26 protein-coding genes and 2 pseudogenes are annotated in these 25,880 nt (G+C 70.7%); 17 read left to right on the top strand and 11 right to left on the bottom strand.

From position 1 onward, the window contains the following. Window positions 1–164: 164 nt before the first annotated feature. A complete protein-coding gene (locus ACGF8B_RS37550) occupies window positions 165–1,631 on the bottom strand; it encodes an FAD-dependent monooxygenase (protein WP_392746943.1) in 1,467 nt (488 codons plus the stop codon). Window positions 1,632–1,958: 327 nt separating this feature from the next. On the opposite strand from ACGF8B_RS37550, the gene ACGF8B_RS37545 reads away from it, so the two are divergent. Then, window positions 1,959–2,582 carry a L,D-transpeptidase family protein gene (locus ACGF8B_RS37545; protein ID WP_392746942.1) on the top strand — a complete coding sequence of 208 codons (624 nt, stop codon included), beginning with the start codon at window positions 1,959–1,961 and terminating at the stop codon, window positions 2,580–2,582. A 139-nt stretch (window positions 2,583–2,721) separates the two neighbouring features. Here the strand turns inward: ACGF8B_RS37545 and ACGF8B_RS37540 are convergent, their stop codons facing one another. After that, the gene (locus tag ACGF8B_RS37540; RefSeq protein WP_392746941.1) at window positions 2,722–3,900 is read right to left on the bottom strand and encodes a GDSL-type esterase/lipase family protein; all 1,179 of its coding nucleotides are present in this window, start codon (window positions 3,898–3,900) and stop codon (window positions 2,722–2,724) included. A gap of 101 nt (window positions 3,901–4,001) precedes the next feature. Next, a complete protein-coding gene (locus ACGF8B_RS37535) occupies window positions 4,002–4,571 on the bottom strand; it encodes a TetR/AcrR family transcriptional regulator (RefSeq protein WP_392746940.1) in 570 nt (189 codons plus the stop codon). 169 nt (window positions 4,572–4,740) lie between these two features. On the opposite strand from ACGF8B_RS37535, the gene ACGF8B_RS37530 reads away from it, so the two are divergent. Together ACGF8B_RS37530 and ACGF8B_RS37525 are read left to right on the top strand one after the other, a co-directional pair. After that, window positions 4,741–5,280, top strand: a complete 540-nt coding sequence (locus ACGF8B_RS37530; protein ID WP_392746939.1) for an ArsR/SmtB family transcription factor — start codon at window positions 4,741–4,743, stop codon at window positions 5,278–5,280. Beyond that, the gene (locus tag ACGF8B_RS37525) at window positions 5,277–6,563 is read left to right on the top strand and encodes an MFS transporter (protein WP_392746938.1); all 1,287 of its coding nucleotides are present in this window, start codon (window positions 5,277–5,279) and stop codon (window positions 6,561–6,563) included. Before ACGF8B_RS37530 ends, ACGF8B_RS37525 begins: the two co-directional genes overlap by 4 nt. Window positions 6,564–6,710: 147 nt before the next feature. Here the strand turns inward: ACGF8B_RS37525 and ACGF8B_RS37520 are convergent, their stop codons facing one another. After that, window positions 6,711–9,278 carry an ABC transporter permease gene (locus tag ACGF8B_RS37520; RefSeq protein ID WP_392746937.1) on the bottom strand — a complete coding sequence of 856 codons (2,568 nt, stop codon included), beginning with the start codon at window positions 9,276–9,278 and terminating at the stop codon, window positions 6,711–6,713. A 556-nt stretch (window positions 9,279–9,834) separates the two neighbouring features. Here ACGF8B_RS37520 and ACGF8B_RS37515 point away from each other — a divergent pair. The 5 genes from ACGF8B_RS37515 (at window position 9,835) to ACGF8B_RS37495 (ending at window position 12,645) form a co-directional block, all read left to right on the top strand. After that, entirely contained in the window at window positions 9,835–10,110 is a 276-nt protein-coding gene (locus tag ACGF8B_RS37515) for a hypothetical protein (RefSeq protein ID WP_392746935.1), read from the top strand. Beyond that, window positions 10,107–10,379: a hypothetical protein gene (locus ACGF8B_RS37510; RefSeq protein WP_124723134.1), complete on the top strand. Its 273-nt coding sequence runs from the start codon at window positions 10,107–10,109 to the stop codon at window positions 10,377–10,379. The genes ACGF8B_RS37515 and ACGF8B_RS37510 overlap by 4 nt, the downstream gene beginning before the upstream one ends. A gap of 642 nt (window positions 10,380–11,021) precedes the next feature. Further along, window positions 11,022–11,582: a hypothetical protein gene (locus ACGF8B_RS37505; RefSeq protein ID WP_392746934.1), complete on the top strand. Its 561-nt coding sequence runs from the start codon at window positions 11,022–11,024 to the stop codon at window positions 11,580–11,582. 207 nt (window positions 11,583–11,789) lie between these two features. Next, a complete protein-coding gene (locus ACGF8B_RS37500; RefSeq protein WP_392746933.1) occupies window positions 11,790–12,173 on the top strand; it encodes a VOC family protein in 384 nt (127 codons plus the stop codon). A gap of 85 nt (window positions 12,174–12,258) precedes the next feature. Continuing rightward, a complete protein-coding gene (locus ACGF8B_RS37495) occupies window positions 12,259–12,645 on the top strand; it encodes a DUF4440 domain-containing protein (protein WP_392746932.1) in 387 nt (128 codons plus the stop codon). Between the two features lie 255 nt (window positions 12,646–12,900). Here the strand turns inward: ACGF8B_RS37495 and ACGF8B_RS37490 are convergent, their stop codons facing one another. Continuing rightward, entirely contained in the window at window positions 12,901–13,470 is a 570-nt protein-coding gene (locus ACGF8B_RS37490; protein WP_392746931.1) for a TetR/AcrR family transcriptional regulator, read from the bottom strand. 101 nt (window positions 13,471–13,571) lie between these two features. On the opposite strand from ACGF8B_RS37490, the gene ACGF8B_RS37485 reads away from it, so the two are divergent. After that, window positions 13,572–14,483 carry an alpha/beta hydrolase family protein gene (locus ACGF8B_RS37485; protein ID WP_392746930.1) on the top strand — a complete coding sequence of 304 codons (912 nt, stop codon included), beginning with the start codon at window positions 13,572–13,574 and terminating at the stop codon, window positions 14,481–14,483. Window positions 14,484–14,634: 151 nt separating this feature from the next. Beyond that, a complete protein-coding gene (locus ACGF8B_RS37480) occupies window positions 14,635–15,294 on the top strand; it encodes an MSMEG_1061 family FMN-dependent PPOX-type flavoprotein (RefSeq protein WP_392746928.1) in 660 nt (219 codons plus the stop codon). A 65-nt stretch (window positions 15,295–15,359) separates the two neighbouring features. On the opposite strand, the gene ACGF8B_RS37475 is transcribed toward ACGF8B_RS37480, so the two are convergent. Then, window positions 15,360–15,824 carry a hypothetical protein gene (locus ACGF8B_RS37475; protein ID WP_392746926.1) on the bottom strand — a complete coding sequence of 155 codons (465 nt, stop codon included), beginning with the start codon at window positions 15,822–15,824 and terminating at the stop codon, window positions 15,360–15,362. After that, a complete protein-coding gene (locus tag ACGF8B_RS37470; RefSeq protein WP_392746924.1) occupies window positions 15,814–16,461 on the bottom strand; it encodes an RNA polymerase sigma factor in 648 nt (215 codons plus the stop codon). The genes ACGF8B_RS37475 and ACGF8B_RS37470 overlap by 11 nt, the downstream gene beginning before the upstream one ends. A gap of 522 nt (window positions 16,462–16,983) precedes the next feature. Here ACGF8B_RS37470 and ACGF8B_RS37465 point away from each other — a divergent pair. Together ACGF8B_RS37465 and ACGF8B_RS37460 are read left to right on the top strand one after the other, a co-directional pair. After that, on the top strand, window positions 16,984–17,337 hold the full coding sequence (locus ACGF8B_RS37465; RefSeq protein WP_392746923.1) for a multicopper oxidase domain-containing protein: 354 nt from the start codon (window positions 16,984–16,986) through the stop codon (window positions 17,335–17,337). Between the two features lie 12 nt (window positions 17,338–17,349). Next, window positions 17,350–19,251 carry an SMI1/KNR4 family protein gene (locus ACGF8B_RS37460; RefSeq protein WP_392746921.1) on the top strand — a complete coding sequence of 634 codons (1,902 nt, stop codon included), beginning with the start codon at window positions 17,350–17,352 and terminating at the stop codon, window positions 19,249–19,251. A 281-nt stretch (window positions 19,252–19,532) separates the two neighbouring features. On the opposite strand, the pseudogene ACGF8B_RS37455 reads toward ACGF8B_RS37460, so the two are convergent. After that, window positions 19,533–19,901: pseudogene (locus ACGF8B_RS37455) on the bottom strand (ArsR/SmtB family transcription factor); the annotation flags it as partial. 234 nt (window positions 19,902–20,135) lie between these two features. Then, the gene (locus ACGF8B_RS37450; protein ID WP_392746920.1) at window positions 20,136–20,642 is read right to left on the bottom strand and encodes a MarR family winged helix-turn-helix transcriptional regulator; all 507 of its coding nucleotides are present in this window, start codon (window positions 20,640–20,642) and stop codon (window positions 20,136–20,138) included. Between the two features lie 90 nt (window positions 20,643–20,732). Between ACGF8B_RS37450 and ACGF8B_RS37445 the strand changes: the two genes are divergently transcribed. Further along, window positions 20,733–21,182: an SgcJ/EcaC family oxidoreductase gene (locus ACGF8B_RS37445; RefSeq protein WP_392746919.1), complete on the top strand. Its 450-nt coding sequence runs from the start codon at window positions 20,733–20,735 to the stop codon at window positions 21,180–21,182. Window positions 21,183–21,578: 396 nt separating this feature from the next. On the opposite strand, the gene ACGF8B_RS37440 is transcribed toward ACGF8B_RS37445, so the two are convergent. Next, window positions 21,579–22,145 carry a TetR/AcrR family transcriptional regulator gene (locus tag ACGF8B_RS37440; RefSeq protein ID WP_392746918.1) on the bottom strand — a complete coding sequence of 189 codons (567 nt, stop codon included), beginning with the start codon at window positions 22,143–22,145 and terminating at the stop codon, window positions 21,579–21,581. Between the two features lie 83 nt (window positions 22,146–22,228). On the opposite strand from ACGF8B_RS37440, the gene ACGF8B_RS37435 reads away from it, so the two are divergent. From ACGF8B_RS37435 to ACGF8B_RS37425, 3 genes and pseudogenes are all read left to right on the top strand, one after another. Further along, a complete protein-coding gene (locus ACGF8B_RS37435) occupies window positions 22,229–22,666 on the top strand; it encodes a nuclear transport factor 2 family protein (RefSeq protein WP_392746917.1) in 438 nt (145 codons plus the stop codon). Further along, the gene (locus tag ACGF8B_RS37430; protein WP_392746915.1) at window positions 22,611–23,009 is read left to right on the top strand and encodes a hypothetical protein; all 399 of its coding nucleotides are present in this window, start codon (window positions 22,611–22,613) and stop codon (window positions 23,007–23,009) included. The genes ACGF8B_RS37435 and ACGF8B_RS37430 overlap by 56 nt, the downstream gene beginning before the upstream one ends. Before the next feature lie 554 nt (window positions 23,010–23,563). Beyond that, window positions 23,564–23,677, top strand: a pseudogene (locus ACGF8B_RS37425) (DUF4232 domain-containing protein); the annotation flags it as partial. 283 nt (window positions 23,678–23,960) lie between these two features. Here ACGF8B_RS37425 and ACGF8B_RS37420 read toward each other — a convergent pair. Continuing rightward, window positions 23,961–24,674 (bottom strand): GNAT family N-acetyltransferase, encoded by a 714-nt coding sequence (locus tag ACGF8B_RS37420; protein WP_392746914.1) that lies wholly within the window; start codon window positions 24,672–24,674, stop codon window positions 23,961–23,963. A 278-nt stretch (window positions 24,675–24,952) separates the two neighbouring features. Here ACGF8B_RS37420 and thpR point away from each other — a divergent pair, with 278 nt between their 5' ends. Further along, window positions 24,953–25,579, top strand: coding sequence for an RNA 2',3'-cyclic phosphodiesterase (gene thpR, locus ACGF8B_RS37415; protein WP_392746913.1), 627 nt, complete (start codon window positions 24,953–24,955; stop codon window positions 25,577–25,579). The last annotated feature ends 301 nt before the right edge of the window (window positions 25,580–25,880 follow it).

Raw genomic sequence — 25,880 nt, 5'->3', positions numbered from 1 at the left:
CCCCACCGGAACCGAAGCGACCACCGGCCCGCACGCCGAACCCGGCCCCCCCCCCCGCCGCAGCGGCCCCCCCCCCCCCCCCCCCCGCCCCCCCCCCCCCCCCCCCCCCGGCGCGGGGCCCCCCCCCCCCCCCCCCCCCCCCCCGCGGCCGTGGAGTGTTCGTCTCAGCCGAACCAGGTCCTGACAGCGGCGAGCAGTTCGTCGTGACGCACGCCATCGGTGCCGAGCCAGGCGACATGCCCGTCGGGACGCACCAGCATCACATCGGCCCCGAGCTCCTTGCAGGGATCGGCCACCACCACGTCCAGCCGGTCCGCCCACGCAGACAGATCCGGAACGCCCCGGTCACCGGACAGATCCAGTACGACCCCTCGACCGGAACGGAACAGTTCCGGGGTCGCCACGGCACCGGCCGACGTCACCAGAGTCGTATCGGGCAGGACGGCACCGAGCAGCTCGTGATCCGCCGAATCACCGGCGGACATGGGATAGCGCACCCGGGTGACGTACTGCGAAAGGAACTTGTTGACCACGTCGAACTCCAGCAGCTCCGCGAAGACCTCGCGCAGCGGAACGGCCCGGTCGAGCGGCGCCTGCAACGGGAGCTGCGCCAGGGCCCGCCGGCACGCACGTCTTCCCACGGGGTGCCGTTCGTCGTGGTACGAGTCGAGCAACCCGGAAGGGGCCCAGCCGTGCACGGTGCCGGCGAGCTTCCAGCCGAGGTTCACCGCATCGTGCACGGCGGTGTTCATCCCGTGCCCGGAGGACGGCGGATGCGGATGGGCGGCGTCACCGGCAAGGAACACCCGGCCCAGGCGATAGCTCCGGGCCAGCCGCGTAGGGCTTCCGTACCGCGTCATCCAGCGCACCTCGCGCAGATCCGGCGCCTGCCCGGTGACCCGCTCGATCGTGGAGCGGATCTCGTCGACGGTGAGCGGCTCCCCGTCGGACGGAGGCTCACGGTAGAACTCGACCGTCATCAACCGGACCTCGGTCGGATCGGCCGGATTGACCGGCAGCACACCGAACTGACCACTCGGATACGAGCCGGCCCTGAACAGTGCCTGTGCCTCGTCGTCCACGACGACATCGGCGATGACCCCGTAGTACGCAGGGGCGAGGGACTCGAACTCGAAGCCGACCGCCTCGGCCACCAGACTCCGCGGACCGTCGCACCCGACGACGTACGAGGCACGCAGAGTGCCGGAACCCTCCGGCGAGACCACCGTGAGTGTCACGCCGTCCGCGTCCTGCTCGATGTCGATGACTTCCTGGCCGAGCCGCACCTCGACACCCAGCTCGACGGCGCGCTCCCGCAGCAGCTGCTCGCTGCGCCACTGCGGGACGATCAAGTCGTAGTCGGTCTCGGCCAGTTCGCCGTCGATGTCCCGGTAGACGAGACCGAAGTGACTGCGCCCCCAGGTGGGCGTGTCCGGTGTCCGGAAGCGTTCCTCCAGTCCTCTCTTGCGCAGGAAGTCCGCGATGTGTGCGTTGAGGAGCATGCCGCCGGAACGCTCCAGGAGCTCGGACCGGCGTTCCAGTACGACCGTGGGAACCCCGGCCAGCCCCAGCTCGCACGCAAGCGTCAGACCGGCGGCGCCACTACCGACGATGACTATGGGATCAGACATGGTCCCAGCTTCCGCCATCGGGCTTAAGCGACCGCAAAGCGCCAGGGCCTATGGGGTTGAGGGATGCGCCCGTACGTCCAGGCCGGTCGTCACGCGGGCTGACTCATCGTCATCCCCCCGTGCCGACGGCGCACCGGCCTCGCCCACTGCGCGCGCCGCTGCCGCCCCGCCCCGATCCCTGTCCCGGAAACGGTGGTGACCAGCCAGGACAGCGGCGGACTGTCCGGGACAGCGGACATCCCTTGCTGGACGGTGCCCGGGGCCAGCAGGGTCGGTGTCGCCGGCGCAGCAGTCACGTACAGCGACACATCAGACAGGAGTGCTCACATGCGCAAGAACGTATGGTCCGCACGCATCGTCCCCCTCGCGCTCGCCGCGGTCTTCGTCGGTGGCCTGAGCGCCACCACGACCGCCCCGGCCCAGGCGCGCACCGGGACCAAGGCATCCGCCCAGACATCCGCCCAGGCGTCCGCCCGGGTGACCGACGCCTACTACCTGCGCTTCAACAAGGGTTCGGTCACCAACTCCCGCCTCGAACTGGTCAAGCGCACGCCCGGCCGGGACAAGGTGATCAAGACCTACAAGGCGGGCTCGGGCCAGGTCAAGAACACCTGCGCGGTCGGCAAGGGCTGGCTGCCCAACGCCGGGGCGAGCAAGCCGTACGCCGTTCAGTGGCACCGCACGAACTTCGACGGCATCATCAACGGCTTCGTCATCAAGATCTCCGACCGCAAGTGCCACAACGGCACCAAGCGCACCGAACTCTTCATCCACAGCGAGATGAAGCCGAACGGCAAGCAGGGCACCATCGAGTCCGAGCGGTGGACCAACAGCGGTCCCAACGACTACTACTCCAACGGCTGCATCAAGCTCAACCCGACCAACATCAAGGACCTGTTCAAGCGCCTGGACCGGGTCGGCTGGCCGAAGAAGATGTATGTGGTGAACTGACCCCCGGTCAGTGCTCGGTCCGTGGTGCCCGGGAAGCCCGTCCAGAGGCTTCCCGGGCACCACGTGTTTCCCGACGGCTCCGCGTCACCCGGAGCGGTGGCCGGTGGCGGCGCGTCCCCGGCGAGGACCGCCGGGGACATCAGCCGGTACGGACGGCGAACGGGCCGCCGTCGCCGAACGCGAGCCGGGCGAAGTTCTCGCCGATGCGGCGGTGTCCTGCCGGGTCGGGGTGGACCTCGTCGGGCAGCGGGAACTCGGCGTAGTCCTGCTCGCCGTACAGGTCACGGCCGTCGAGGTAGTACAGGTTCGGGTCGTCGGCCGCCCGCTGTTCGACGATCCGGGCGAGTTCGTCCCGGATGACGTTGAGCGTCAGGCGTCCGGCGGCGCGTTCGGCCGGATCGCCGGTCGCCCTGAACCGCAAGGTGCCGCCGTCGAAGTCCGGGGCGAGAGGGCCGGGGGTGTCCTCCTGGACCGGACACAGGACGGGGGACACGACCAGCAGCGGCGTGGTCGGATGCCCCTCGCGGATGGTGTCGAGGAAGCCGTGGACCGCGGGGCCGAAGGCGCGCAGACGCATCGCGTCGGAGTTGACGACGTTGATGCCGGCCTTGACGCTGATCAGGTCCGCGGGCGCGTCCCGCATCGCCCGGGCGGTGAACGGATCCAGCAGTGCGCCGCCGCCGAACCCCATGTTGACCAGCTCCACCCCGCCCCGGGCGGCTGCCAGGGCGGGCCAGATGGCGGTCGGACGAGTGGCGTTCGAGCCGTGGCTGATGGAACTGCCGTGGTGCAGCCAGACCCGGCGCCCGTTGTCCGGCGCCTGTTCGACGGGGGCGTCGGTGCGCAGGGCGATCAGTTCGGTGATCTCCGTGTGCGGGAGCCAGATCTCGATGTCCTTGTCACCGGCCGGAAGACCGGTGAACCGGGCGGTGCCGGCCGGTCCCTCCGTGAGCTCGAAGGACTGGGTGGCCATGTCGGTGATCGTGCGTACGTTGCCGCCGGTCACCGTGGCCCGGGCGGCGAGACGTCCATCGACCAGCAGGTCGTACACGCCGTCCGCCGGGGCCGGGAGACCTCGGTAGACCCGCTTGGTGGGCAGTGTGTCCAGCTCGATCGTGGTGGCCCGGGTACGGAAGGCCAGCCGTACTCCGGACGGCTGGGCCTCGGCCACGGCCAGTTGGTCGTCGGGGATCTGCCGGCGTGCGCGGGCGGGCAGCCGGTGCGGCAGCAGACCGTGCGCGGTCTTTTCCACATCGAGGAAGCCGCGCAGGAGGTCCGTGGTGACTGGTGTGGTGATCGTGTTGTGTTCGCTGTTCATTGCCTCAGTGCCTCGGCCTGTCGATCAGGATTCTCGGAATGTTGTGGATGAGCCGGTGCGGGGCGCCTCGGACCGCCGTCGGCGCTGTGGCACCCCGGTGGTCAGGGTGTGGCGCGGTTCCGCAGCAGGGCGTCGAGGGAGTCCACGATCCAGACCCAGGACTCCTGCGAGTCCGGGGAGCTGTGCTCGAAGCCTCCGGCCAGCTCCAGGCTGACGTAGCCGTGGAACACGCTGCCCAGCATCCGGACCGCGTGCGTCTGGTCCTGCCCCGTCAGGTCGTAGCCGCGCAGGATCGCCCGCGTCATCTGTGCGTGCCGCACCCCGGCACTGGCGGCCGCCGTCTCGGGGTCGAGCCGGAGCCGTGCGGCGGCGTACCGGCCGGGGTGCTCCCGGGCGTAATCGCGGTAGGCATCCGCGAAGGCGGCCAGGGCGTCCTTGCCGGCCCGCCCGGCCACGGCGTCGGCGACCCGGTCGGCGAGCTCCTCCAAGGCGAACAGGGCGATCCTGGTCTTGAGTTCCTGGGAGTTCTTCAGATGCGAGTACAGACTCGCGACCTTCACGTCGAACCGCCGGGCGAGCGCCGAAACGGTCACCTGGTCGAAGCCGACCTCGTCGGCCAGCTCCGCCCCCGCCAGCGTCAGACGCTCCGGGGTCAACCCCACTCTGACCATAACCTTCCTCCTGTTCGGTGATAACCATTATGCATTTGCCTAAAGCTTTTAGGAAAAAATGCCTCCCTTCTCGTGACCTCGTGCGCTGGACAGTCGATTCCGGAAGCCCGACCGAACCCCTCGGCCGAGCCCCTTGCGCAATGGTCAAGAAACGTTGACCATTGGATGCATGCCTACCGACGATCTTCCCGAGACGTTCCGTGTCACCACCGACGAGCAGCTGCGCGCCGTCTCCAATCTCACGCGGCACCGGATCATGGCCGTGCTCCGCTTCGAGCCCGCGACGATCACGCAGATCGCCGACCGGGTGGGCCTCGCGAAGGGGAGTTCCAGCTACCACGTACGGCTGCTCGAACGGGCCGGCCTGGTGAAGGTGGTACGGACGCGGAAGGTCCGGGGAGTCACCGAGCGGTACTACGCCATGGCCGCGCGGACGATCGCACTGCCGGATCCGGGCGAGGGAGGGCCGGATGTGCTGATGCGGCATGCGGTGGCGGACCTGGAGGCCGCGCCGGCGGATGGCGAGCGGCACGTACGGATGGCGCACCTGCGGCTCACCGATGAGCAGTTCGCGGAGCTGGGGGCACGCTTGCAGGCACTGGCGGACGAGTACCGGGAGCTGTCCGATCCGTCGCTGCCGGACGCCTCACTCGTCTTCGCGCTGTTCCACCCGGCATCGCGCGAGCGGGTCGAGGAGGACGCCGAATGACCTCGGACGTCCGGAAGTTGCCGACCGGGTTCGGACGGCTGTGGACCGCGCAGACGGTGTCCTCGCTCGGTGACGGGGTGTCGCATGCCGCACTGCCGCTGCTCGCGTTGACGCTGACGCGGGATCCGATGGCGCTCGCCGTCGTCACGGCCGCCGGAACGCTGCCGTGGCTGCTCTTCGGGGTGCTCGGCGGTGCGCTGGTGGACCGCTGGGACCGTCGGCGCACGATGTGGGTCACGGACGCGGTGCGTGCGGTGCTGCTGGCGATACCGGCGGCAGCGGCCGCGCTCGACCTGCTGAGCATTCCACTGCTCGCGGCCGTCGCCTTCCTGCTCGGCCTCGGTGGACTCTTCTTCGACACGGCCGCCACGGCCTATCTGCCGGATCTGCTCGGCCGCGACGCCGTGCTCCTGGAGCGCGCCAACTCCCGCCTGCGCGGCACCCAGACGGCCGCGTCCGGCTTCGCCGGTCCGCCCGCGGGCAGTGCTCTGCTCGCACTCGGGCGGGCGGTTCCGCTGCTCGCCGACGCGGTGTCGTTCGCGCTCTCCGCACTGCTCGTACGGTCGCTTCCTGCCGCGCCCCGGCCCCTGCCACAGACCCGTGAGTCACTGCTGCGGCAGGCACGGGCCGGCGCCTCGTACGTGTTCCGGGATCGGTTGCTGCTCGGCCTCGCGTTACGTCCGGCGGTCGGGAACATCGCCTTCCTCGCCGTGGAGACCGTACTCGCCCTCTTCGCGCACGATCGTCTCGGAATCGGCACCTTCGGCTTCGGCCTGCTCCTCACGGCGGAGGCCACCGGCGGCCTGCTCGGCGCGGGCATCGCCTCCTTCCTCGGCCGGCGACTCGGCACCGGCACCGCGCTGACCTGCACGGCCGCGGTCGAGGGACTCGCCGTCCTGGGCCTTGCCGCCGCCCCGAACCCGTACGTGGCCGGCCTCGCGCTCGCCGTCTGCGGAGCGGGCATGGGCGCCACGATGGTGCTCGGACCCTCCCTCCGACAGGCGATCGTCCCCGCCCACCTGATGGGCCGGGTCGCCGCCACCTCCCGCATGCTCGCCATGTGCGCCGCCCCGTTCGGCGCCTTCCTCGGCGGCTGGCTGGCCACCACCTACGACGTACGCACCCCGCTCTGCACCGCCGCCGGCCTCCTCCTCACCATGACCGCCGTCACGTCGACCATGACCAGCAACCGCCGGGTCGAGGCGGCGCTGTGTGCCGCCGCCCCGGCCGATGAGCCGGATCACCCGAAATCCCTGAATCCCGATCAGAAGAGTGCAATCTAGGGCTCCGAGAGGAACAGGCAGTGGCCCGGACGGCTGTTGTCCGGACGATTTCAATGACCGGCTCCCACCGGCTCCCACCGGCTCCCACCGGCTCCCACCGGCGCACGCCCGTACGTCCCGGTGCGGGCCGGGACGTACGGGCGTGGCTCACTGCGCGCTGATCGCCCGCAGCATGTTCAGGCGGGCCGCCCGCCCGGCCGGCCAGATCGAGGCGAGGACGCCGACGAGTACGGCCAGGGCGAGGAACAGGGCCAGCCGCGGCCAGGGCACCGTCGTCGTGTAGTCGGGCAGGCCCGAGGCGGTCAGGCTGCCGCCCGTCCAGGCGAGGAAGATGCCGGTGCCGATGCCGAGGACCGCGCCGAACAGCGAGATGACGACCGACTCCAGGCGGACCATCCGGCGGATCCCCGCGCGGTCCAGGCCGATGGCGCGGAGCAGGCCGATCTCACGGGTCCGCTCGTACACCGACATGGCGAGGGTGTTGACCACGCCGAGGATCGCGATGACGACGGCCATGCCGAGCAGCCCGTACATCATGTCGAGCATCACGTCGATCTCGCCGGACTCCTCCCGGGTGATCTGTTCCCGGCTCTGCACCTTCAGCAGTGGGCTGTCGCCGAGCGCGGAGCGGATCTCGCGGTCGAGGCCGGCTGTCCTGCCGGGCTCCGCCTTCACGAGGATGCTGTCGTACCCGCCGTCCATGGCGTACGGCAGGACATCGCCGAGGTCGCCGACGACGCCGTCCACGACGCGGTTCTCCGCGTAGACACCGACGACCGTGAGCCGCTTGAGCTGAGCCGGCTCCCCGGAATCCAGGTCGAACCGGCCCTTCACGATGTCGCCGGTCCGCAGCGCCGCCCGCTCGGCGTAGGTCTCGGAGACCGCGATCCGGCCGGGGCCGAGCGCGGCGGCCGAGCCGCTGGTGAAGTCGATGTCCGCGACCTCGTCGAGCTGCTCCGGGTCGACGCCGGAGATCAACGCGAACTCACCGTCCACCGTGACGCCGGCCGAGGCGAGAGGGGTCGCCCCGGCGACACCCGGGACATCGGCGATCCTGTCGGCGAGCTTCGGGTCCAGGCCCAGATACGCGGAGTTGGTGACCCGGTAGTCGGCGGTGAGGCCCTGCACGGCGGCCTGGCTCATGGCCCGGTCGACGGAGTGGCCCGCCACGGTCAGGCCGGTGATCAGGGTGAGGCCGATCATCAGGGCCGAGGCGGTGGCGGCCGTGCGGCGCGGGTTGCGCAGCGCGTTCTCCTGGGCGAGCCTGCCGCTGACACCGAAGAAGCGGATGGTGACCCGGCCGACCAGGTACACCAGCGGCCGGGACAGCAGCGGAGCGAGCACGATCGTGCCGGCCAGGGTGAGGAACGAACCGGCCATGGCGAGCAGCAGGTTCGTCTCCGCGCCGTCGCCCAGCGTCGATACGTACAGCATGACGGCGACGCCCGCGCCGGTGAGCAGCGCACCGAGGGCGTTCCGCACGCGCATGCCACGGGCCGGGGCCGATGCCTCCATGCTGCTGAGCGCCTCCACCGGGGCGATCTTCGCGGCCTTGCGGGACGGCAGCCAGGCGGCGAGCACCGTGGCCAGTACGCCGACGGCCAGGGATGCGAGCAGCGCGGTGGGTGCGACGACCAGCGGGCCGTCGGGAAGCCCCGCGCCGCCCGAGTTGAGCAGCGGACGCAGTCCGGCGGCGATGCCGAGGCCGAGGACGAAACCGGCGGCGGACGCACCGAGTCCGAGCAGCCCGGCCTCGATGAGGACGGAGCGCACGACCTGACGGCCGGAGGCGCCCACGGCGCGCATCAGGGCGATCTCGCGGCCGCGCTGGGCGATCAGCATGGTGAAGGTGTTGGCAATGATGAACACGCCCACGAACAGGGCGATTCCGGCGAACACCAGCAGCATCTTGGTCAGTGCCCCGGTGTTCTGCGCGCTCTGCCTGGCCTGCTCGGTGGCGAGCTCGGCGCCGCTCGTCGCGGTCGCGCCCTCCTTCGGCAGCAGTGCGCGGACCCGCTTGGTCAGGGCGTGCTGGTCGGTGCCGGGCGCGGCGGCCACGGAGATCTCGTTGAACCGACCGGAGGAGAGGAAAAGGCTCTGCGCGGTCCTGGTGTCGAACAGGACGAGAGTGCCGCCCGCCGTGACCCGGGGGTCCTCGGTACGGACGATGCCGACGAGTTTCTTGGTGAGGGCGGGGCCGGTGGTGGCGAACCGTACGGTGTCGCCGATCCGGTAGCCGGCCTTCTCGGCGGTCGTCGTGTCCAGCGCCAACTCGCCCCCGGCAGCCGGTGCGCGGCCCGACACCAGCGGGTGCCGGTCGTCCTTGCCGTCGGTCCCGGTGACGTAGTCGGCGGCCAGGTTCTGCCAGCTGCTGTCGGCGTTGATCGGCTCGCCGTCCTTGCGGGCGAGGGTCGCGCTGCCGTTCACGGAGGGCCGCACGGCCGTGACACCGGACAGTTCGCGGACGCGGTCGACGAGGCGGGAGTCGAGGACGGTGGCCGGCGTCTCACCCCCGGCTCCGGGGACGTACTCGGCCTTCACGGAGACCGCCACGTCCTTGAGGCTCACGGTGGAGGCGGCGCGGAAGGCGCTCGCGACCGTGTCGCCGAAGACGAGGGTGCCGGAGACGAAGGCGACGCCGAGCATCACCGCGAGCGCGGTCATGACCAGCCGGGTCTTGTGCGCGAGGACGTTGCGCAGGGCTGTTCGCAGCATGGAGGCGGTCCAGGAGGTCCGGAGGGACGAGGATTTCGGGGTCTGCGGGGTCTGCGGGGTCTGCGGGGTGTGAAAGGTGGGCGGGGCGCGAGGGGTGTGCGGGGTGTACGGGTCGTTCCGGAGCCGTAGACCTTGCTGATCCCGGTGGCACGGGCCGCGGCGGCGGCCGGGGAGTGGATCGGGGCGGGCGCGGCGGCCTGTGCCATGGCTCACTGCTGGGACTTCGGTGCGGATCCGGGACCGGCCGGGGCGGGCGGTCGGCTCCGTTCCATGCTCGGCGTGCGCCGCGGCCGATCCGTAGGTCCCAGGGCGTGGATGTACGGCCTGCCGGAAGTCGGGCGGAGACCGGCGCCGTACTTCTCGCGACCTACAGGCGCTCCTACTTGTGGCAGAGGGAAGCGGGCCGGACGGCATGGTCGTCGTGCTGCCCGCAGGCCATCCGCATGCCGGGCGCGGCCCGGTGCGCATCCGGACGCCGGGCACGAGTTCACCGGCCCGGTTCCCGATCCGGGCTCCGGCGTAGGACACTCGGGTCAGCAGAACGAAGGAGAGATCTGTGACGGCTCAACCCGAGCACCCCGCAGGCCCCCGGGTCACCGCTGTCCCGCACACCATCAACGCCATCGGTGACGCGTTGACCGGTGCCGAGCGTGCCCGGTTCTACACCGAGGTCCTGGCCGCCGAAGAAGGCGAGGTAACGGGCGTGATGCGCCGCTGGTGGAAGACGGCGATGCTGCACCGTGCCCCCGCCGCGGTCCAGAGCCGGGCCAATGCCGCCGCCGGCCGCGCCCTCGTCTCCGTCGACGACCTGCTCGTGGACGAGCCGCGGTGAGCTGGACCGTCTGGACGGAGGAGATTCCGGCACAGACCGTGCTCGACATGCCCGTCGACCTCCGCAGGAAGACGGCGAACTTCCTGCGGGCCCTGGCCATCGAGGCCGGTGGCGCGATCAACCTCGGCAGGAAACCGCCCGGCGACGCGATGGACGACTTCGAGGTCCGGTACTCCCTCGAAGTCCCCGGCGAACCGGTCATCATCGAGTACATGATCATGCGGGAAGCCAAGGAGATACGCGTCTCGGTCCTGGTCTGGTTCCACTGACACAAGCCGCTCGGCCCGTGGGCGGAACGGAGCGGCGGTCAGCCGGCTGCCCGGTCCGACCGCATGCGTGAGGCAGCGTCCGCCCATCGGGTCCCGCCGAACCAGTCGAGAACAGGCACCACCCCTTCGGGCCACGACCACCATGTGTCGGCTCCTTCCGGCGGAATCCTGTCCTGGCAATCCTGTCCTGGTAATCCTGTACGACCGACGTCTCCCGGTTCTCGTCCGGGCCGCCGCAGAGCGGAAGCACGGAGTCCGCGGGGCCGAAGCCACCGTTCCCCGCCTTCCGGTAGAGCGCGGCGAGCAGGGGGTGCAGGCGAAAGCCCGGATTCCGCTCGGCCCCGGCCAGTTCCGCGGCGGAAATCGGCGGCTGGAGCAGGTCACTTGCCGCAGATGCAGCCGCAACCCGACGCACCAGCGCTTCGAAGCCGTTGTCCACTGCCGAACCCTTTCCCATGCGCCCGACGGCCACGAACCCGGGGGCTTGATCAGCGGCTTTCGCGCATGTGCGGACGCGACGAGCGCGGCACCGGCCATGATGCCCGGACCGGCTCGGGAACCGTTCGCCCGGATCCTGCGTGGCGTCTTGATGTCTTGATGTCTTGATGTGTTGTCGGCTGGTGATCTGACCGAGGGGACCGGATGAAAGCGCGGACGATTGTGAGCGCGGCGGTGTCGGCCTGCGTGGTGCTGGTGGCGTGCGCGTGCGGTCCGGAGAAGGCGAAGGAGGACACGGACGCGAGGGCCTCGCAGCCGTCCGCGTCGACAGGGGCGAAGGAGCCGTCGGCCACGCCGTCCGCATCGGCGCGGACCGAGAAGCCGACGGCCACCGAGACCGGCGACCGGCCCGCGCCCCGGACGACGCAGGGCGCGATCCAGCGGTACGAGCAGTACCTCCACGCCGTGGGCCGTGAGGACCTCGACACGGTCTGCGATGTGGCCGGGCCCGCCGCGAAGAAGGCGCAGGACGAAGGGCTCGGCCCGTGCACGTCGACGTACCCCGTCGTGTTCCAGATGATCTCGCCCGTACAGAAGAAGGCCCTGCAAACCGCGACAATCGACCCGCAGCGCATCATCGTGAGCACACCCGACAAGATCGAGATGCCGACCGAAGCGGTCAGAGCCTCCGTCACCTTCTCCGAGACCGAACTCGGCAGCTGCACCCTGGAGTACCTCGGGAACAACTGGTACATCACCGACTGAATGCGCGAGCCGTGCGCGGAGCCGCCCCCGGTGGCGCGTGGGCCGGTTGGATCCTGCGCAGGGGCCCGCGCCGGCAGCAGAGCACGGGAAAAGCGGCTCGACATGGCCGATCCCGAGATCGGCGTCAAACGCCCTCGGGAGCACTTCGCCGCGTTCGGCCGCAGTTCTTGGTAGCGGACGGAGCGGCGCTCAGGCAGGCTGAGCTGCATGGTCTCGGTAGTGCAGAATATGGCGATCGACTGCTCGGATGCCTTTGAGCTGGCTCGGTTCTGGAGTGAGGTGACCGGTTGCCCGCTGCACCCGGAGGACAGGCGGGGCAGCAGGGAGACCCAGGTGACCCTTCCGGAGGGCCCGCTGCTGTACTTCAACCAGGTGCCGGAGCCGAAGACGATCAAGAACCGGATCCACTTGTGCCTGCGCCCGACGACCTCGCGCGAGGAGGAGATCGAGCGGCTGCTGAATCTCGGAGCCACCCTGGTCGCGGATCGCAGGGAGCCCGACGGTGCGGGCTGGGCCGTCCTCGCCGATCCTGAAGGCAATGAATTCTGTGTCCTCCGCAGCGAGTCCGATCGCGCTGCGATGTCTCCCTGAGAGTCCCGGTCGCGGAAGCCGAGCAGTGCCCTGCGCGTGACAACTCGGTTGCGACGGGCATGGCCACCTGGGCGAGGATGCCCGTATGAGTCGAGAGACAGAAGACGTACGCGAAGCGATCGCAGGCGAGCTGCGTCTCATGGATCCCAGAGTGCGCATGTCACGCACGCTTGCCCGACAGCTGATGGACCCGGACTTCGTGGAGGTCGGTGCTTCGGGGCGGCGGTGGACGTACGACGAGATGCTCGCCGCGCTGTCCGGGCTGGACGGTGGGGCGGAAGGCGGTCCGCGCTACGAGCCCTCCAACTTCACCGGTGTCCTGCTGGCGCCCGGACTGGTGCACCTCACCTACGAGACCACGTCGGACGGAGAGCGGGCACGGCGGAGCTCGCTCTGGCGCAAGCAGGGTCCGTCCGCAACGTGGCAGATGTACTACCACCAGGCCACACCCATCCCGCCCGACAGCATGTGACGGCGAATCCAGGGGCGGTGGTCGTCCGTTGCCACGGCCACGGCCACGGCCACGGCCACGGCCACGGGCATGAGCATGGGCACGGGCACGGGCATGAGCATGGGAATGACGGAGCGTCTCATGCCCGATGGACAGCGGGAGATCTTCCAGCAGGTTGCTCCCACACGCCCAGTACGTCCGCACTCCGCACTCGCACTCCGCACTCGCACTCGCACCCCGTACTCGGACCCGCGGCCATTGGGCCGGGTCCTGTCGCTATGGCTTGCGGCGGCATCCGGTGAGGAGGGTGGCGACCATGTGCTTGGCGTCGGCCTGTTCGTAGTCGGGTCCCGTGATGCAGAGGTTTCCGATGGCGCGCATGAGCGTGTAGGCGGTGATGCCGGGGCTGAGTTCGTCGTCGGTGGCGCAGGCGTCGAGCAGCGTTGCGCAGGCCGGAACTAGTGTGTCGAGCATGAGGCTGTGGAGGTTCTCCAGCCCTGCGTCGGCTGACCCCAGCGCGGCGCCGAGGCCGTGCTTGGTCACCAGGAACTCCACGAACGCGTCCACCCAGAGGGTCAGCGCGGTGAAGGGGGAGGCCGAATCCTCCAGGAGCCGGGGTGCGAGTGCGGCGCAGGTGTCGATCTGGTGCCGGTAGACGGCGGTGACGAGGTCCGCCCGGGTCGGGAAGTGGCGATAGATCGTGCCGACGCCGACGCCGGCGCGTTCGGCGATGTCGCGGATGGGGGCTTGGACGCCCTGATCCACGAAGACCGCCGCTGCGGCCGCCAGCACGCCGCCGCGGGTGCGTTGCGCCTGTGCTTGGCGTACTCCGACCGTCTCCGGCACGAGGGCTCCTTTGTTCGCGGAACAATGTTCCGCTAAAGTGGCGGAACGGTGCTCCGCCAAAGTACGGCAGAGCGCTCCCATGGAGAAAGGGCAGGTCCCCCATGTCTTCCAGCCACCTCGACCAGCGGATCGTCGCGGTCAAGCCCATCACCGTTCCCGTGCCCGACCGCGGCATCGACCTGCAGGTGAAGGTCACCGCCCCGCTCTCGGGCCAGAACCTGCCCCTCATCGTGTTCTCCCACGGCAACGCATGGTCCCTGGACGGATACGGGCCTCTCGTCGACCGGTGGGCCGCAGCCGGGTTCGTCGTCGTGCAGCCCACCCACCTGGACTCCCGCCGCAACGGTCTCGGGTGGGACGACCCGCGCTTCGCCACTGTCTGGCGCGTCCGGATCGCCGACCTCCACGCGGTCCTCGACGGCCTCGGCGACATCCTTCTCCAGGCCGGCGGTCTGGAGTCCCGCGTCGACCGCGAGCGCATAGCGATCGTCGGCCACTCCTGGGGCGCCCAGAGTGCCGGCGCGCTCCTCGGTGCACGCGTGCTCGACGCCGACGGCATGCCCGGAGAGGACTTCTCCCACCCGGCGGTCGCGGCCGGCGCGCTGATCGCCGCGACCGGGACCGGCGACACCCTCACCCGGTTCGCCGCCGAGCACCTTCCGTTCATGAGGCCGGACTACTCCACCATGACCACCCCGGCCCTGGTCGTCGCGGGCGGCAAGGACCGGTCCCAGCTCTCCACGCGCGGCCCGGAGTGGTTCACCGACGCCTACCACCTCGGCCCGTCCCCGAAGAGTCTGCTCACCATCGCCGAGGGCGAGCACACCCTGGGCGGCATCGCCGGTGAGATGGTCGCCGAGACCACCGACGAGGACCCCGTCCGCGTCGCCCTCGTCGCCGACGCGATCTCCGCCTACCTTCTCGACGCCCTCAAGCTCAACAGCGCCGCGTGGAACGCCCTCGACAACGCCACCGAGGCCGACGACAGCACGTGGAGCATCTCCAGCAAGTGACCCCGGCCGGACCACGCGGTCGACCGGGCCAGGAGCGGACGGCGCGGTCCCACCCGTTCACATCAACCGCGACTGCCTGCGCCGACTCGCCCGCGACGCCCGGACCAACCGGCCAAGATCAACCGCAGCCCGGCTCGTTAGGGTCGGAGGCATGACGACACCCCTTGCCGGCAGTGCCTTCGACTCGCTCCGCCTCGACGCCGTACCCGACCAGGAGACACTGCGCCGGACCTACGAACTTCCCCGCGACGCGGCCATGCGCAAGCAGATGACCGAACTCACCGATCAGACGCGGCGGTTGATCGGCTGCTCACCGCTGGTCCTGGTCGCCAGTGCGGACGCCGAGGGCAACTGCGACGTCTCGCCGCGCGGCGGCCCCGCCGGGTTCGTCGCCGTTCTGGACGCACGGACGGTGGCGATACCTGACGCGACCGGCAACAAGCGGCTGGACACCCTGCAGAACGTCATCACCACCGGGCGGGCCGGGCTGCTGTTCATCATCCCCGGGCGGACCACCACCCTGCGGGTGAACGGCCGGGCCGTCGTCTCCACCCGCCCGGAGCTGCTGTCACAGCTGACCGCCGTGGGAAAACCGCCGGCCAGTGCGCTGGTGCTGGGGATCGAGGAGGTCTACCCGCACTGCCCCAAATCGCTGCTGCGCAGCGGGGCCTGGAAGCCGGAGCAGTGGCTGCCGGCGGACGCCCAGCCGACCTCGGCCGAGGTGACGCTGGCCCAGCTGCGGATGCCGGAGCTGACGATCGCCGACATCGAGCAGGCGGAGGCGGACTCGCTGAAGTACCGGTACGAGTGACGGGCCGTCGGCGAGTCCTGGACCACCGGCCCGCCGAACCCGCAGGCCGACGCGCCGCCCCGGAATCAATCGTGGGCCGGCCCGTGGGACCCGGCACGGTTCAGCTCGCACCTCCCCTCCGTGCAGGACCGACGCAGTCGCCCCGCCGAGACGGTCTCCGCGAGGCCGATCACCCAGCACATCGGGCAGCCGCGCAGCGCGACCAGGCCGGCCGGGGCGAGCAGAAGGCTTGCCGGCCCGACGACCGGCAACAGGGCCAGGGACCCGGCGAGCGCGCCGAATCCGGCGACGCCGCGGGCCAGATGGCGCGGAACGGTGCCGCTGGCGAAGCCACCGCGCGCCGATGCCTTGCGCGCCCCGACGGTGCCAGGTCCGGAACCGGGCAGGGAGCCGAGCGTGGAGCCAGGTCCGGAACCAGACCCGGAACCGGGCGTGGAACCAGACCCGGAACCGGATAGGGAGTCGGGCGTGGAACCGGGGGCGGAGCCGGGCGTGGCGGTGCGTGTCCTCGTGGTCGGGTCAGGTGTCATCGTGGGTTCCTCTCGTCCCGGCCGGATCGTCCCGCAGTGCCTCGCGCACCGCCGAACGGGCCCGGTGCAGGCGGGACTTCATTGCGGCGGTGCTCAGCCCGAGCCGGTCGGCGACGGTGCGGCCGGGCAGGCCCTGGACGTCCCGCATGACCAGGACCTGCCGCTGGTCCTCGGGCAGGGCGGCGACGGCGGCCGCGACGCGTTCGGCCTCCAGGCGCAGCAGGACATCCTCTTCGGCGGATCGCGCGGCGCCACCGAACGTGCCGAGCGTGCCGGACGAGCCGAGCGTGCCGGACGAGCCGACCCCGTCGAACCGGCCCGATGCTCCGAGCCCGGCGGGTTCGTCGGCCGGTCCGCGACGGAGCACGGCGCGGGTGCGCCGCAGGCATTCGTTGCGGACGATCCGGAACATCCACGATGCCAGCGCCCCGGAGGCGCGCAGCATGCCGATCTTGCGGTAGAGGATGATCAGCGCCTCCTGGGCGGCATCCTCGGCGTCCTGCGGTGAGGCGCACAGCGTGTGCGCGAACCGGTGCACGTGCGGGTAGGAGCCGTACACCAACGCGGTGAGCGCCTCGACGTCGCCGCGTTGTGCCGCGCCGACCAGGGTCGCGCCGGGCCAGGTGTGGTCAGCCACGCTGACGCCTCCGGCGGCGCAGCAGCGTGACAGTGCACGCGCACAGCAGCAGCGCGGTGGCCGCGGCGGCGATGACGACGGTGGTCATGGGTTCCTCCCGGTGGGGTGCAGGGCGGACGCGGTCGTCCGCACGCATATGAGAGGCGCGGCGGGCGCTGAAGGATTCACCCTTCCGTGAACCGGTGGTTCGGCGAAGAGAATCCGGAGCGGTTTGCGGGGGAGCGCGGGAACGCGGGGAACGAGTTCGGGGTACGGGGTGCCGGCCGGCATCTGCGTGAAGCCGGGCAGGAGGGCGATGACCCGGTCGAACCCGTCGGGGCGCGGCCATGCCGCTGTGCGGGCACAGTCGCCGTCGCCGCGTTGAACCCGTCGGGGCGCGGCCATGTCACGGTGCGGGCACTGTCGCCGTCGCCGCTGCCACCGCGGGCGGCCGGGAAGTTCCCGAGGATCGCGGGAGTCGCGTGGGGGCTGCTGGGGGCCATCCCCGATGCCGGCGCGAGCGCCCGCCGGGACGCTGGAGTCATGTCTCGCCCCAAGCGCGTGCCGTCGGCCGGGCTGCGCGGCGCGGCGCGAAGGACACGGTCTTCGTCCCGGGGAACCACGACGGTGAAGCTGGCGATGCGCTTCGACGGGCCGGCGGATCCGGACACTCCGTACATGTACCACTGCCATCTGCTGTACCACGAGGACCTGGGAATGATGGGCAGTTCGTGGTCGTCGAGAAGGGCGAGAAGGCGGGCAGGGTGCGCGCACCGCACACACGCGCGGGGCACTGAGCGGTCGGCTCCGAAGCCCTTCGGGGCTGCTCACGCTGCCGGGGTGGCCCAGGAGCAGCCGCGTGCGAACAGGGCCGGCGGAGTTGTCAGTGCCGGATGACATCATCCGGACATGAGCGGCGATTCTTTCAACTGGTACGAGTTCCTGGGACGTTGGCAGGAGGAGTGGGTTCCGCGCGAGGACGAGGAAGAGGACGAGAGCGAGGACGGCGGGCAGGCCGTCGCCCCTCTGGGCAGGCCCGGGGCGGACGAGGCAGCGATCGCCGCGGCCGAGGAGCGGCTGGGGCGGCGGCTGCCGCCCTCGTACCGGGAGTTCCTGTCCGCGAGCGACGGGTGGCACGTGGACCAGATGGCCGGGATCTACCAGCTCGGCGGCGCCGCGGACATCAACTGGTTCCAGGATCCGTACGACATGACCCCGATATATGAGGAGAACCTGGGCGACGACCCGCGCGAGGAGGACGTCCTGCTGGCCGGCATGTGGCAGCGGGCGCTACAGCTGGAGACGGACTCCGACCTGTCGTACGCCCTGCTCGACCCGGGTGACAGGGACCAGGACGGCGAATGGGCGCTCTACGTCTACAAGGGCTGGGGCGGTGAGCTGCCGGACCGGTATCCGTCGTTCCGCGCGTACATGGAGGCCATGTACCGCGGCTTCCACTCCGTCCGGGTGGAGAGGTCCGACTTCGAGAACGCGACCACGCGCACCCAGGACGGCCACGTGGAAGCAGCCCGTCTGCTCGCCCTGCGCGGACGTCACGAGGAGGCCCTGCCGCTGCTGGAGGAAGCTCTGTCCTTCGGACGGCCACGGAGCGCCGTCCTGCTGAACCAGATCCGGCATCTGCTGGCTCCGGACAGCTCCCGGGGGTACGGCAATCTGGTGGCCGACCCACGCTACCTGCCCGAGATTCTGCCCGTGGAGGCCATGGAGCCGGCCCGTGGCGCATGGCGGCTGGGCGGGGACGACCACTGGCTCGGGATGATGGCCGCCCGCGGGGCCGCCCGGAAGACCGCGGAAACCGTACTGAGCACGATGCGGGACGGCACGTACCGCTACGCGCCCCCCGGCGCATGGGGCCGGGCCGTCGCCGGGGCCCGGGAGTCGGCCCGCTGGGGGGCGACCGACGCCGCATGGCGGGTGCTGCGGGACGCGCTCCCGCTGTGGGAGGCGCCGGGCCCCTCGCTGATCGCCCCGATCGGCCTGCTCGCCGATCCCGTCCTGGGACCGCTGATCACCCCGGAGCGCGGGCGGGAGATCCTCGCGACCCCGCGGGCCGGGGAGACGGGCCCCGCTCCCGCGCCGGTGCCCGATCTCGACCCGCCGGGGCTCGCCTGGCTGACGGAGCCCGCGGCGAACCGGTGGCCGCTCGACGGATACCGCTGTGTCTGGGCCGAGGGAGTCGACCCGTCCCGCCTGCCCGACCTGATCGGAGAGGAAGGCGCCGGACTGAGCGCGCCCACGGATCCGGGCAAGGCGTCCTGGCGGGCCCCCAGACCCCACGAGCGGGAGGGGGTGGAGCTCTGGGAGGACCGGGCCGTGGTCGCCGTCGGCCGCACCGCGGAAGCGTGGTCCTTCGCCTTCGGAGGCCACTCCTGCCACCTGAACGAGCTGTTCCGGTCGCCCGCCCCGGCCGCCTCCTCGTCCGGCCGCGCGGTGGTGGTGTGGCGCGACCCGAGACGCACGTCCCGGGATGACCACCCGACCACGTTCCACCTGTCGGTGGCCGAACGGGGCGAGGAGATCTACGCGTTCACCGTGCGGGGCACGGAGATCCAGTGCTCCGGCGCGATACCCGGGGCCCTGGACCCCGTACGGCTGTTCCGCCCGGAAGACACCGAGCCGGACCGCGAACGGCGTGTGCTGGACGCCCTGCACGCAGAGCTCGGGCTCTCGCTCCCGCGCTTCGCGCTGACCCGGGGCAGGCTCCACACCTTCACCACCACCTCCTGGACCCGGGCGCCACGCCCGGGCGAGGGGTTCGCCTATGCCTACATCGGCTTCGCGGGGCGGTGACCGGTCGCGAGCGCCGTCCGCCGCGGCGGACGGCGGATTCCGGCGCTGCTTTCGCCTCCGGCTTTGCAGCTGTTGCTGCTGCACCTGACGCCAAGGCGCAGCCACCCCGACTCATGCGGTACAGTTGATCTTGAGAGTCCGCCGCAACACACGGCGAACAACCTCGCGTTGGTCGTCCAAGGAAAGACGCCCCGCTTCCTGCGGGGAAATGCAGGTGCAAGGCCTGCCCAGCGCTCGCTCACGAGGCCCTTCCCCCGGCGGGGGAAGGGCCTCGGATCGTTTCAGGCGGAAGTGGCTTCGAGGAGGGTCTCGGCCGCCGCGGTGCGGGCGTAGAGGACGGAACGGCCGACACGGTGGGCGCTGACCAGACCCGCGTCGCGCAGCGCGGTCAGACACTGGGACCCCCCGGCTGCGGAGAGCCCGGTACGACGGGCCAGCTCGGTGGTGGAGGCCGGGGTCCCCAGTTCGGTCGGCAGCAGGGTCCGCGAACGGCCGAGTACGCCGGCCAGCGCGCTGTTCCCGGCGGCGCGCCGGGGCTCCCACAGCGTGCCGACACCACGCGCCGGATAGGCGAGTTGAGGCGGGTCCGGCCATGTCACCCGGGTGCGCAGGCCCGGTCCGGTGAAGGCCGATGGAATCAGCACCAGCCCGAACTGACCGCCCTGGGCTCCCTCCACCACGAAACAGCGTGAACAGGACTCCCGGTATCGGTGCGTGGCTCTATACCTGTACGCGGCCCTGCCGAATCTGCACGCGGCCCTGCCGTTCGGCCTGCTCGACCGTTGTCGCCGCGCCCGGCAGCCGGTCCTGACCGCCCGCTGAGCGACACCGGCTGGAGCCTCCACCCGGCAACCTGGCCCCATGGGACGGCTGAGGGGGAGCGGTTACGGGGCCGCCGGCGGTGCGCTCGGCTTCCTTCCCGGCTTGCGGCGCCGGGTGGCCGCCGCGCGGATCTCGTCGGTGGCCGCACGGTAGGCAGGCGCGGCGTGGGCGAAGTAGTCGAAGAGGAGTGCGCGCTGCTCGGGTGTGTAGCGGTCGAGGACCTCGGCGATGCCCCGGCGGGCGGGACCGACCACGTCGTCGATGTCGGGGAGGCTGTCGGTTGATGCCTCGACCACGACCCGGCGGCGGTCGGCCGGGTCGGCGGTGCGGTGCACGTAGCCGGCGCGCTCCAGCCGGTCGATCAGGCGGGTGGTGGCACCCGTTGTGAGACCGGTGCGGGTCGCCAGTTCCCCCGAGGTCATGCCGCCCGCGAGCGTGATCTCGCTCAGCGCGTACCACTCGCCGGCCTGTAGCCCCGCGGCCTCGGCGCCGGCCAGGGCGTGCAGCCCCACGGCGTCGAGGTACTGACGGAAGATCACATGCGGGTCGGCAGGTGCCGGGATTGCCATGGGGCGTATCCCTCTCTACATTTATATCTGCACGCATGCAGATATTGCTTTAAAGCTGATTCTGCTTCATTCTAATCACCTGGGGGCAGCATGACTACCACCGAGGAGACGGCCGCGGTCAGAGCGGTGATCGCCTCGCTGATCGACGCGTGGCAACGCCATGACGCGCAGGCCTACGGAGCCCGGTTCACCGCTGATGCCACGTACATCACCTTCGTCGGCACCTATTACCAAGGGCGCGCCGACATCGTGGAGAGCCACCGCACGCTGTTCGAGAAGCACCTGAAGGGGACCCGGCTCGCCGACGAGGTCCTGGACGTCCGCTTCCACGGACCGGACACGGCCGTGGTCACGGGCCGCGGCGACACCTACAGGGGCAGCCGGCCGCAGAGGCTCACGAAGATCCAGACCTACACGCTGGTGCGTGAGGGGGACGGGGAATGGCGCATCGCGGCCTTCCACAACACCAAGCGCAAGCCGCTGCTGGAAGCGATCTCGTTCAGGACGGCCCCGGGCCTGGTTCCCGCCGCCCAGAAGTAACCCCCGTCCCTCACCGCAGTGATGCGGCCACCCGCCGCGGAAAGCCCGAGTGATCACCCATGACGACCCGTCAATTACCTGCCGCCCCGATCGCAAGCGACCCGGCCCCCGAGAAGAGCTCCCGTGCACACCGGCCCCGCGTCAGGCGCATGCTCGGATACACCGCCCTGGCGCTGGCCGGGGTCGCCTGTGGCGGCTGTCTCCGGCTCGACGCCACGTCCGGCGTGCACAGCGCCGGCCAGGCCGAATGCGACCGCGTCACCCCCGTGGCCATGGCCGCACGGACGAAGCCGGCCACGTCCGTCTCGGGTATGCCGACGCCTCGGCCTCGGTCACGGCCGTGACGTCGAACCCGGGATCGCATGAGCGCACCGGGCGTTGGCGGCGCCGCCGTTTTCAGCTCGGAGGTCCGGCCAGGGCCTTGAACGCCGGGCGCAGTAGGGCGGCGATGCGATCGGCCGGGACATCGCGAAGAGCGGCCAGGCCGAGGAACTGGTGGCCGATGGTGACGCCCAGCAAGGCGGTGACGAACAGTGCGGCGCGCAGCTCGGCGTCCTCGGTTGTGGACAGGGCGGCGCCGACGCTGTCGATCTGCCGGTCGAGGGTGACGCGGACGTATTCGGCTGCCGCCGGATCGGTGAGCATGGAGCGAATCATCGCCAGCGTGCCCTCGGGAAGGCCGCCGAGCTTGAGACCGAGCGTGGCCAGCAGCTGATCGACGAGCGCGTCGGTGTCAGTGGTTTCCGGCAGTGCGGGAAACGCCTGCATGGCTTGGTCGAAAAGCTCGCGCTTCGAGCCGAAGTACTGCATGACCAGGGCCGGGTCGACGCTCGACGCAGTCCCCACCGCGCGGATGGTGGTGCGATCGAATCCCTTCTCGGCGAACAGCTCCCGGGCGCTGTCGAGGATGCGCGCCTCGGTCGCTCGGCGGCGGTCGGCGCGGGACCGGTGAGGAGTGGACACCGATTTACTCTACAGCCGTTGACCGAACTCCCCGCCGACCCTACCGTAAGTGGCTCAACAAGCGTTGAGTGAATGGATTCCCTGTGTCGCATGCGGATACACCTGCCGTTCGCACCCCTCGCGAGGTGCTGAACCGCTACTACCGGGCCATGCTCGACAAGTCCGCAGACGATCTCGCCGATCTCTACGCACTGGACGCGGTACACGAGTTCCCGTTCACCTCTACCGGGTTCCCTCCGCGCTACGAGGGACGCGAGGCAGTGCGCTCGGGATACCGGGCGGCCTGGGGTGCGAGCCCCGTCCAGGTCCAGGAGGTCAGACAGATCGTGGCCTACGAGACCGCCGATCCGGAAGTGATCATCGCCGAGCACGTCGTGGTGGGAACACTGCCGACCGGACACACTGACTTCACCGTCCCCGGTCTTTTGATTCTCCACGTCCACGGCGGACTGATCACGCGGGCCCGTGACTACATGGACAGCTTGGGAGTCGCCGGCGCCAGGGGAGGAGAGCCCGACTGACGGAGGCGGGTCGCTAAAGGCAGCGCTTGCCCGCTCGGGTGGCGGCGGTGGCCAGTACGGCGACGGCGACGGCGGCGACGGCGACCGGAACGGCCGGCTTGCCGAACTCGTGGAGGAGCTGTGGCTCGCGCAGGCAGAGATCGACCTGGCGGCCAGGACGGAGCCGCTGCGTGGTGCCACCTACCGCTATGCGTTCCGGCTTGCCGAAACGGTACGGGGCGATGATGCCGACGCGGCCACGCTGCGCGGGGTGCAGGCCGAGTTCATGGATGCCGCCTATGACGATCTGTGGCCGGGCCGGCAGCGGGTGACCGTCTCCAGCGACCTGGGCAGGAACGCGTGAAGCGGGACAGGGACGGAGACAGGGGGGGCAGTGGCAGGGGGGACAGCCGCGAGGGGCGTGCGGCTCACGGGCCGTTCGAGCATCGACCACTGGTCACGGTGGCTACTTCGGCGGCCGCGCCCATTGGTCACGGTGGCTACTTAGGCGGCCGCGCCCACGGTGCGAGGCGCCGGCCAGGGGCAACGTCGTCCCGTCAATACCTCGGAACGGTCTCGTGCACGATCTTGAGCCTTCCCGCAGCAACGAGACATGAGACATGAGACACGGGACACGGGACACGGGACAGGCTCCCGACCACCCGCGTCCGCTTCGAAGGCGACGATGATCGGCAGTTCTCCACCGAGTTGACGAGCGACACCCGCACGCTCCTCGCCCGCAGGGTCCCGGAACACCGGACCTTGAAACATCGACGGACAACTGACGAAGCCCGGATCGTCGAAGACCAGCTCCAAGCCGTGGTGGCGAGCTAGATCCCACCAGGCCGCCAGACGGAGCCGGCCGGGATCCCGGGCGATGACGTCCCAGTCGCACCTCTGGACGCGACTCGTGGGCGGACGAGGTCGGTCACCCTCGACTGGCCGGGTGCCGCGAGGCTGCCCGTCACGGACGGTTCCGGTTCCCAGATGAAGGTCGGCCCGATGGGCAGCGCCGGCCAGGACGAGGGCTGACCCGGACGTCCGGGCCGTGTCCACGAAGTCCCGTCCGGCTCGCGGCGGTCGGCGCCGGACGCCGCGGGCCGAGCCCTGCGATGCTCTGCTCCCGGCAGGCGGATCGGCCCCGCGTAACGTGCGAAGTGGCCGCAGGGCCGATCCGGAAGCACCGTCCTGTCAGGGCGCCCACGCCCGACCGTACGAGCAGCACCGGTTCACCGCTCGATGAGCTGCTGCATACGTGCTCACCCCGGCCTCGCTCACTGAGCTTGAGTACCTGCTGCCCGCCACAGCACGGGCGCTACGAACCGGCCGGGGTGCGGAACCCGCGGAACGTCACCGGCTTGCGGGTCTCGAAGCCCAGGCGTTCGTAGAGCGCGATGGCGGCGGTGTTGCTGTCGGCCACGTGCAGGAAGGGACGCTCGTGCCGGGCCACGATCCGCGCGGCGAGCGCGTCGACCAGACGGGCGGCATGGCCTCGCCCGCGGGCTTCGGGATCGGTGCAGACCGCGCTGATCTCGGTCCATCCCGGGGGCCGCAGCCGTTCCCCCGCCATCGCCACCAGCGTGCCGTTGTCGCGGATGCCGAGGTAGGTGCCGAGTTCGGGGGTACGTGCCCAGAACGGTCCCGGTTGGGTTCGCCCGGCCAGATCGAGCATCTCGGGCACATCGCCCGGGCCCAGTTCGACCACGTCGGCTCCGAACCCGGCCGGGGAAGGAACGGGTGAGCCGGCGCCCGGCCGTATCATCTGGCGCCCTTCGAGGACGAAGACGGGTTCCCAGTGCGACGGGGGGATCGACGGACAGTCGAACATGTCCGCGAAGCCGCCTGCCCCCAGCAGCTGGGTGAGCTCGGCCCAATCCGCCGGCCCCGGTTCGGCGGGCACTGCGCAGAAGGTCGCGACTTCCGGAAGGTAGGTGACCGCCCGGCCGTGTCCACGGGCGAGGTGCGCGTGGTGGCCCCGGAGCGACGCGCCCACCGGGTCGTCGAGTACGACAGCGTTGCTGCCCTTCATGGTGCTGTGTCCTCCGTGTCGAGCGTGAGGCGGCACCCCGCCGTACGAGGCGGCGCCCGGGCGCCGCGGCCGGTGCGAGGAGGCCTCACTGATCAGCTGTCCGCGATCGGACTCTAGTGGGGCCGAGCCGCGCACCTGGAACAGGGGCCGTTCGCCCAGGTGAACACCGGCCTGCCGCCACCCTCGGAATCGGCTTCCTCGGCGTTCGCGACCGCGAGCGCCCCTTCTGCCGTACCCGGGTCGTCGCGTTCACTACCGAGTGCGGTACGAAGTCCGGTGTGAACGATCAGACTCAGCCCGCGACTGTTCGCGTGTTCATCGCGCTCGCCCCGCCCGACCACGCGAAAGAAGAACTCGCCCGGGAACTGCGCCCCGCCTACGGCACGCACCCTCGCATGCGATGGAACCGCATCGAGGACTGGCACATCACTCTGGCGTTCCTCGGGGAGCTCCCGGTCGGGACAGTTCCGCTCCTGCGCGCGCCTCTCGCCGACCTCGCGGCGAACCACCGGCCGATCCGTCTGGCACTGCGCGGCAGCGGGAACTTCGACGACCGGGTGCTGTGGAGCGGAATCGACGGAGACCTCGATGGGCTGCGCATGCTCGCGGCCGATGTGCGTGCCGTCGTCAAGAACTGCGGTGTCGCCTTCGAGGACCGCCCCCTGCGCCCCCATCTGACGTTGGCCCGTGCCCGCCGAGGGGATCGATCCTCGGCAGGAGAAATCGCCGATGGGCTCGCCGGATTCGCCGGATGCCAGTGGCCCACCGAACGTCTGCACCTGGTCGGAAGCAACGCCGGCCGCAGCCGGGGACCGATCCACTACCGTGACATCGAGGCCTGGCCCCTCGGCAACGGGAACGCCACCGGATCCGGAACGCACCGACAGCGGCCCGGAGACGTGTGACCACCTCGACGATTCGCGAGGTTCGTCCGTACCCGGGCCACGGCGGCGCCCGATGGGCGGATCGGACGCCGCCACCGTTCGCCTTCAGGCCGGTGAGGTGACCGCCCGGCCGGGACACCGGGCGAAACAGGCCCTGGGTGATACGGAGGGCGGCCGGACTCACACCCTGCCCCGTCCGCCCAGCCGCGAGACCTCTACCATCATGTGGCGTTTCGTCGTCGGACGCCGATGCCTGCCTGGCCGTGTCCGCCGCCCAACGTCCACGACGTCCGCCGCACAGCGACGGAGTCGGGTATCGAGC

The sequence above is a fragment of the Streptomyces sp. NPDC047917 genome (assembly GCF_043204345.1).
In the GTDB taxonomy this organism is placed as follows: Bacteria; Actinomycetota; Actinomycetes; order Streptomycetales; family Streptomycetaceae; genus Streptomyces; species Streptomyces sanglieri.
This window is presented reverse-complemented; position numbering and strand designations above follow the sequence as displayed.

What these genes read in the sequence shown, in the direction of transcription:
- ACGF8B_RS37480 (WP_392746928.1), top strand. Translation starts at nt 14,635, where the DNA reads ATGACGACACCCCTTGCCGGCAGTGCCTTCGACTCGCTCCGCCTCGAC.
- ACGF8B_RS37505 (WP_392746934.1), top strand. Translation starts at nt 11,022, where the DNA reads ATGAAAGCGCGGACGATTGTGAGCGCGGCGGTGTCGGCCTGCGTGGTG.
- ACGF8B_RS37500 (WP_392746933.1), top strand. Translation starts at nt 11,790, where the DNA reads ATGGTCTCGGTAGTGCAGAATATGGCGATCGACTGCTCGGATGCCTTT.
- ACGF8B_RS37485 (WP_392746930.1), top strand. Translation starts at nt 13,572, where the DNA reads ATGTCTTCCAGCCACCTCGACCAGCGGATCGTCGCGGTCAAGCCCATC.
- ACGF8B_RS37550 (WP_392746943.1), bottom strand. Translation starts at nt 1,631, where the DNA reads ATGTCTGATCCCATAGTCATCGTCGGTAGTGGCGCCGCCGGTCTGACG.
- ACGF8B_RS37460 (WP_392746921.1), top strand. Translation starts at nt 17,350, where the DNA reads ATGAGCGGCGATTCTTTCAACTGGTACGAGTTCCTGGGACGTTGGCAG.
- ACGF8B_RS37450 (WP_392746920.1), bottom strand. Translation starts at nt 20,642, where the DNA reads ATGGCAATCCCGGCACCTGCCGACCCGCATGTGATCTTCCGTCAGTAC.
- ACGF8B_RS37520 (WP_392746937.1), bottom strand. Translation starts at nt 9,278, where the DNA reads ATGCTGCGAACAGCCCTGCGCAACGTCCTCGCGCACAAGACCCGGCTG.
- ACGF8B_RS37525 (WP_392746938.1), top strand. Translation starts at nt 5,277, where the DNA reads ATGACCTCGGACGTCCGGAAGTTGCCGACCGGGTTCGGACGGCTGTGG.
- ACGF8B_RS37420 (WP_392746914.1), bottom strand. Translation starts at nt 24,674, where the DNA reads ATGAAGGGCAGCAACGCTGTCGTACTCGACGACCCGGTGGGCGCGTCG.
- ACGF8B_RS37445 (WP_392746919.1), top strand. Translation starts at nt 20,733, where the DNA reads ATGACTACCACCGAGGAGACGGCCGCGGTCAGAGCGGTGATCGCCTCG.
- ACGF8B_RS37530 (WP_392746939.1), top strand. Translation starts at nt 4,741, where the DNA reads ATGCCTACCGACGATCTTCCCGAGACGTTCCGTGTCACCACCGACGAG.
- ACGF8B_RS37465 (WP_392746923.1), top strand. Translation starts at nt 16,984, where the DNA reads ATGTCTCGCCCCAAGCGCGTGCCGTCGGCCGGGCTGCGCGGCGCGGCG.
- ACGF8B_RS37545 (WP_392746942.1), top strand. Translation starts at nt 1,959, where the DNA reads ATGCGCAAGAACGTATGGTCCGCACGCATCGTCCCCCTCGCGCTCGCC.
- ACGF8B_RS37535 (WP_392746940.1), bottom strand. Translation starts at nt 4,571, where the DNA reads ATGGTCAGAGTGGGGTTGACCCCGGAGCGTCTGACGCTGGCGGGGGCG.
- ACGF8B_RS37495 (WP_392746932.1), top strand. Translation starts at nt 12,259, where the DNA reads ATGAGTCGAGAGACAGAAGACGTACGCGAAGCGATCGCAGGCGAGCTG.
- ACGF8B_RS37540 (WP_392746941.1), bottom strand. Translation starts at nt 3,900, where the DNA reads ATGAACAGCGAACACAACACGATCACCACACCAGTCACCACGGACCTC.
- ACGF8B_RS37475 (WP_392746926.1), bottom strand. Translation starts at nt 15,824, where the DNA reads ATGACACCTGACCCGACCACGAGGACACGCACCGCCACGCCCGGCTCC.